The organism is Catellatospora sp. NPDC049133 (assembly GCF_040648455.1).
Lineage (GTDB): Bacteria > Actinomycetota > Actinomycetes > Mycobacteriales > Micromonosporaceae > Catellatospora > Catellatospora aurea.
The window spans coordinates 123234-129296 of record NZ_JBEZDT010000027.1; the positions used below are offsets into that span (position 1 = coordinate 123234).

Here is a 6063-nt window from a genome sequence, read left to right on the forward strand (position 1 = left end):
CGATATGGGAATGTTCCGCACCATCAAGGACTCGGTCGCGGCACTGCGCGCCGAGCTGCGAGTCCCCCGTCAGTGACCGGTGGCGTGCCGCTGCCCGTGCGCCCGCCAGCCCTCCACCGGCAGCCCGAACTTGGCCACCAGCCGGTCGGTGAACGGCCGCGGCCGCAGCTGCGCCACCCGCACCGGCAGCGCCCCGCGCCGCACCGTGACCTGCGCACCCGGCGCGAGACTGAACACCCGGCGGCCGTCGCAGCTCATCAACGCGTGCTCGGTGTACGGGTCGATGGTGATCTGGATCGTCGAGTCCGGCGCGGTCACCAGCGGGCGGCTGAACAACGCGTGCGCGCTGATCGGCACCAGCAGCAGCGCCTCGACCCGCGGCCACACCACCGGCCCGCCGGCCGAGAACGCGTACGCCGTCGAACCCGTCGGCGTGGCGCACACCACACCGTCGCAGCCGTAGCGCGACAGCGGGCGACCGTCCACATCGACCAGCAGTTCGAGCATGCGCTCGCGGCTGCCCTTCTCGACGCTGACCTCGTTGAGCGCCCACGACTCGGCGATCACCTCACCGGCCAGCTCCGCGGTCACGTCGATGGTCAGCCGCTCCTCGACGCTGTACTCCCGCGCGACCACGTCGCGCACCGCCGTGTCCAGGTCGGCGATCTCCGCCTCGGCCAGGAAGCCGACCTTGCCCAGGTTGATGCCCAGCAGCGGGACGCCCTCCGGGCGGGCCAGCTCCGCCGCGCGCAGCAGCGTGCCGTCACCGCCCAGCGCGAACACGATCTCCGCGCCCTGGGCCGCGCACACGCCCGACATCGGCGTCACCCCGGACAGGTCCAGGTCCTCGGCCTCCTCGGCCACCACCCGCACGCTGAACCCCGCCGCGATCAGGTCCCGCGCCACGGTGCGGGCGTGATCGGTCGAGTCCTTCCGGCCGGTATGGGTGACCAGCAGCGCCACGCGCTCCGTCATTCAGTCCTCCGCGTCGGGTGCGTTCGGCACCCCAGCCTCCACCACGGCGCGGATGTCGTCCACCGCGGGGGCGGGTGCGTCGCGCCGGAACCACACGAAGAACTCCACGTTGCCCGACGGACCGGGCAGCGGGCTCGCCGTCACCCCGGCCACACCCAGCCCGAGCGTGCCCGCGGCCGCCGCGACGTCGAGCACCGCCTCGGCCCGCAGCGCCGGGTCGCGTACCACGCCGCCCGTGCCGACCCGCTCCTTGCCGACCTCGAACTGCGGCTTGACCATCAGCACCAGGTCGCCGTCGGTGCACGCGGCCAGCGCGGGCAGCACCAGCCGCAGCGAGATGAACGACAGGTCCGCCACGGTCAGCTCGACCACACCGCCGATCACCTCGGGGGTCAGCGTGCGCACGTTGGTGCGCTCGTGCACCTTCACCCGCTCGTCGGTGCGCAGCGACCAGGCGAGCTGGCCGTAGCCCACGTCCACGGCGACGACCTCGCCCGCGCCGTTGCGCAGCAGCACGTCGGTGAACCCGCCGGTCGAGGCGCCCGCGTCCAGGCAGCGGCGGCCCGCGACCGTCAGGCCGTGCGGCGTGAACGCGGCCAGCGCCCCGGCCAGCTTGTGCCCGCCCCGGGACACGTAGTCGTCGCCGGCCGACTCGCCGACCACGCGTACCGCGTCGGCCGGGTCGACCATGGCCGCGGCCTTGTGCGCCACGGAGCCCTTGACCTCGACCCGGCCCGCGGCGATCAGCTCACCGGCGTGGTCGCGGGAACGGGCCAGCCCGCGGCGGACCAGCTCCGCGTCCAGGCGGGTACGACGTGCCATGTGCGTCAGGCCTCGATCGCGGTCAGGACTTCCCGCAACGTCCTGTGCGCGGCCTCGTACGCCGCCAGCTGCTCGGCCAGCGGCAGATCGGCCGCGTTCGCCACGGCCCGGACCGCCGCGTCCACCGCGTGGTGGCCGGTCGGGCCGGGCATCAGCGTCGCCGGTGTCGGCATCGGACGCGGCGCCGGCACCGCCGAGAACGACAGCGGCAGCTGCGGTGAGGTCACGCGGTCGCCGCCCTACCGGCGGGGGCCTTCTTGGCCGCGGTCTTCTTGGCCGGAGCCTTCTTCGCGGCCACCGGGACGTCGGGGGCGGAGCTGAACGCGACCGGCGCCACCGGCTCGGGGCTGCCGGAGCTCGCCTTGGCGACGGCGTCGATGGCGGTCGCGGCGTCCACCCCGGCGACGGCCTTCGCGGCCTTCTTCGCCACGGCCTTCACCGGCTTGCGGGCCGCCGCGGCGCCCTTGATCGGGGCCTCCTGGGCGGGTTCCGCCTTCGCCGCGGGCGCCTTCTTCGCCGGCGCGGCCTTCACCACGGGCGTGGTCTTCTTGACCCGCTTGGCGACCGCCGCCGGGGTGGTCGTGACGGGCTCCGCGGGCTTGGTCTCCTCGTCAGCCTTAGCCGGAGCAGTCTTCGCCGGAGCGACGGCCTTCTTGGCGATGGCCTTCTTCGCCACCGGCGCGGGCGCGACCACCGGGCTCGCGGCGGCGGAGGAACCGTTGGTCGTGGACGCGGGCTGGTCGGCCTTCGCCTCACGCAGCTGGCCCTCGAGGTCCTCGATCCGGGCGGTCAGCGTGGCGACCTCCTCGGCGGTGGCCAGGCCGACCCGGCCGAGCGCGCGGTCCAGCTCCAGCCGCACGATGCGGGTGATCGCCTCACGGTTCTGCAGGCCGGTGGTGACCAGCTCCTCGGCCATCGTCTGCAGCTGCGACGCGGTCGCGCCGCTCTTGCCGAGCAGTTCCTTGGCCGCCTTCTTGACGGTCTTCTCCGCTTTCTTCTTCGACGCCTCGGTCAGCCCGAAGGCCAGCTCCAGGTACGCCTTGACCACATCCTGCACGGGTTCGCCCGACTTGCTCGCCACAGCGGTCACCACCTCTCCTGCCGACTGATGCCCGGTTGGGGACGTCATACGCGTCCCGTACCGTTCCGCGGACCAACGCTACAGTGCCGGAACCGCAGGCGCAGTGAACAGGCCCCCCAGATCGGCTGCGACGTACGTCGGACGCAACTGCCCGCTCGCCGCAGCCGCCTCCACCGCGGTCGAGACTCCGGTCAGCACCAGCAGGCTGTCCATGCCCGCCCGGTGCGCCCCCGCGATGTCGGTGTCCAGGCGGTCGCCGACCACCAGCACCCGCCGCGCCGACGCCTGCGCCGCCGCGGTCGCGAACAGACCCGGCTCGGGCTTGCCCACCACCACGTCAGGCTCCCGCTCCAGCGCGTGCGCCAGCAGCGCGACCAGGGAACCGTTGCCCGGCAACGGCCCGCGCAGCGTCGGCAGGGTCCGGTCGGTGTTCGTCGCCATCCACCAGGCCCCCGCCCGGATCGCGACACACGCCTCCGCCAGCTGCTTCCAGCCCAGGTCCGGGCCGAAGCCCTGGACGACCGCGCGCGGGTTGTCGTCGGCGCTGTCGACGGGCCGCAGCCCGACGTCGGTCACCTCACCGCGCAGCGCGGGCGCGCCCAGCACCAGCACCGGCGCACCCGGCTCCAGCCGCTGCGCCAGCAGCGCCGCGGCCGCACCGGCCGAGGTCAGCACCTCCTGCGGCTTGGCGGCGATGCCCATGCCCCGCAGCAGCGCCGCGACCTCGGCCGCACGCCGCGACGCGTTGTTGGTCGCGAAGCGCACGGCCATGCCCTGATCCCTGAGGCGCGCCAACGCATCGACCGCCCCGGGAATGGGGCGGTCGATGAGGTACAGCACGCCGTCGAGATCGAATATGACCAGGTCATAGTTCTCGACGAGCGATGTCACTTGTCTGTTTCCGCCTTCGTCGCGGGGGTGTCGACGGCAGCGGCCGTGGGCTTCTCGTCGAAGTCCTCGAGGTCGTCGTCGTCCTCGTCGTCGGCGCCGCCGTCGCGGTCCTCGTCGTCATCGTCATCGTCGAGGTCGTCATCGTCGAGGTCCTCGTCGTCCTCGTCCTCGAGGTCGTCGTCATCCTCGTCGTCGTCATCGTCGTCGTAGTCCTCGCCGTCGAGGTCGTCGTCGTCCTCGTCCGTGTCCACGGCCTTGGCCGAAGTGGCACGGTCGGCGGGCTCGTCGTCCACCTCGGGCTCGTCCTCGATCTCGACGCCGTCCATCTCGAGCAGCCGCTCAGCCGCGTCGGTCACCGCGTCGGTGTCGGCGGCGGCCGCCTTGGCGAACCACTCCCGAGCCTCCTCGGCACGCCCCGACGCCAGCAGCGCGTCGGCGTACGCGTACCGCAGCCGCGGCGACCAGTCCTCGTTCGACTCCACGGTCAGCTCGCGCACCTGCAGCATCGCCGCGGCCGCCTCGTGCTGGCCCATGTCACCCCGGGCGCCGGCCGCCACGATCAGCAGCTCCAGCGCCTCGCCCTGGCTGAGCTTGTCGCGCTCGACACCGCGGAACAGGTCGATCGCCTTCTCCGGCCGGCCCAGCGCCCGCTCGCAGTCGGCCAGCACGGCCAGGTGCGTCTGCCGCCCCGTCATCCGGTGGTACGTACGGATCTCCGCGATCGCGCTCGCCCAGTCACCCGTCTGGTACGCGGCCAGGCCCACGGCCTCACGGACCACCGCGATGCGCGACGCCAGCCGGCGGGCGGCCAGCGCGTGCTCCAGCGCCTGCTCCGGGTCGTCGTCGATCAGCTGACCGGTCGCGACGAGGTGCCGCGCGACCGTGTCCGCCACCGGCTTGGCCAGCGAGAGCAGCTCGGCACGCACCTCGCTGTCGAGGTCCGCCGCCGTGATGTCGTCGGGCAGCGCGGGACCGGGACGGCCCGTACCCTCGAACTCGCGGGACTCGGCGCCCTCAGCGGACCGCTCGCCCTCACGGCGCTCGGCGGGACCGCTGCCGCTACGGAAGCCGCCCTCGCGACGGTCACCGGACGGACGGTCCCGGTCGCCGCCACGGAACCCGCCCTCACGGCCGGCACCACGGTCGTCGCCCCGGAAGCCGCCCTCACGACGGTCACCACCGGGCCGCTCGCGGTCGCCGCCGCTGCGGAAACCACCCTCACGGCTGCCACCGGAACGGTCGCCGTAGCTCGGACGGTCGCCGGTGCGGGAGAACCCGGCACGGTCGCCACCCGAACGGAAACCGCCCTCGCGGCTGCCGCCCGTGCGGTCGCCGTAGCCGGGACGGTCGCCACCGCTGCGGAAGCCGCCCTCACGACGGTCACCACCGGCACGGTCCCGGTCACCGCCACGGAACCCGCCTTCACGGCCACCACCCGTGCGGTCACGGTCACCACCACGGAACCCGCCCTCGCGGCTGCCGCCCGTGCGGTCGCCGTAGCTCGGACGGTCGCCACCGCTGCGGAAGCCGCCCTCACGACGGTCACCACCGGCACGGTCCCGGTCACCGCCACGGAACCCGCCTTCACGGCCGCCGCCGGTGCGGTCACGGTCGCCGAAGCCACCGCTGCGGTAGCCGCCACGGTCCTCGGACGGGCGGCGGAAGCCGCCTTCGCGGCGGTCGCCGCCACCGAAACGCTCACGGTCGCCGCCACTGCGGAAGCCGCCCTCACGGCTGCCGCCCGTGCGGTCGCCGTAGCTCGGACGGTCGCCGCCGCTACGGAAGCCACCCTCACGGCTGCCACCGGAACGGTCGCCGTAGCTCGGACGGTCACCGCCACTGCGGAAACCGCCCTCACGACGGTCGCCGCCGCTACGGAAGCCGCCGCGGTCGCCACCACGGTCGTCGCCGCCGCGGAAACCGCCCTCACGACGGTCGCCGCCGCCGAAGCGCTCACGGTCGCCGCCACTGCGGAAGCCGCCCTCGCGACGGTCGCCGCCGGGACGGTCGCCACCGCGGGAGTACCCACCGCGGTCGCCACCCGAACGGAAACCACCCTCACGGCTGCCACCGGAACGGTCGCCGTAGCCGGGACGGTCACCGCCACTGCGGAAGCCGCCCTCACGGCTGCCACCGGTGCGGTCCCGGTCACCACCACGGAACCCGCCCTCGCGGCTGCCGGAACGGTCGCCGTAGCCCGGACGGTCGCCACCGCGGGAGTACCCACCGCGGTCGCCACCCGAACGGAAACCACCCTCACGGCTGCCACCGGAACGGTCGCCGTAGCCGGGACG

General features: G+C 74.0%; 6 protein-coding genes and 1 pseudogene. 1 reads left to right on the forward strand and 6 read right to left on the reverse strand.

Translation table 11 applies throughout. The annotated features are described in order from the left end of the window. Positions 1–69: 69 nt before the first annotated feature. The 6 genes and pseudogenes from AB0B35_RS28255 to AB0B35_RS28280 form a co-directional block, all read right to left on the reverse strand. Positions 70–975 (reverse strand): NAD kinase, encoded by a 906-nt coding sequence (locus AB0B35_RS28255; protein WP_361050700.1) that lies wholly within the window; start codon positions 973–975, stop codon positions 70–72. Continuing rightward, positions 976–1797 carry a TlyA family RNA methyltransferase gene (locus AB0B35_RS28260; RefSeq protein ID WP_361050703.1) on the reverse strand — a complete coding sequence of 274 codons (822 nt, stop codon included), beginning with the start codon at positions 1795–1797 and terminating at the stop codon, positions 976–978. 5 nt (positions 1798–1802) lie between these two features. After that, positions 1803–1988 (reverse strand): hypothetical protein, encoded by a 186-nt coding sequence (locus AB0B35_RS28265; RefSeq protein ID WP_361050723.1) that lies wholly within the window; start codon positions 1986–1988, stop codon positions 1803–1805. Positions 1989–2020: 32 nt separating this feature from the next. Then, on the reverse strand, positions 2021–2887 hold the full coding sequence (locus AB0B35_RS28270) for a hypothetical protein (RefSeq protein ID WP_361050706.1): 867 nt from the start codon (positions 2885–2887) through the stop codon (positions 2021–2023). 96 nt (positions 2888–2983) lie between these two features. After that, a pseudogene (locus AB0B35_RS28275) lies at positions 2984–3769 on the reverse strand (HAD-IIA family hydrolase); the annotation flags it as partial. After that, on the reverse strand, positions 3766–4662 hold the full coding sequence (locus tag AB0B35_RS28280) for a Replicase polyprotein 1ab (RefSeq protein ID WP_361050709.1): 897 nt from the start codon (positions 4660–4662) through the stop codon (positions 3766–3768). The pseudogene AB0B35_RS28275 and the gene AB0B35_RS28280, both read right to left, overlap by 4 nt. On the opposite strand from AB0B35_RS28280, the gene AB0B35_RS28285 reads away from it, so the two are divergent. Further along, the coding region (locus tag AB0B35_RS28285; protein WP_361050712.1) for a hypothetical protein at positions 4585–6063 on the forward strand (1479 nt) is incomplete at its 3' end. The two genes, AB0B35_RS28280 and AB0B35_RS28285, sit on opposite strands and share 78 nt — an antisense overlap.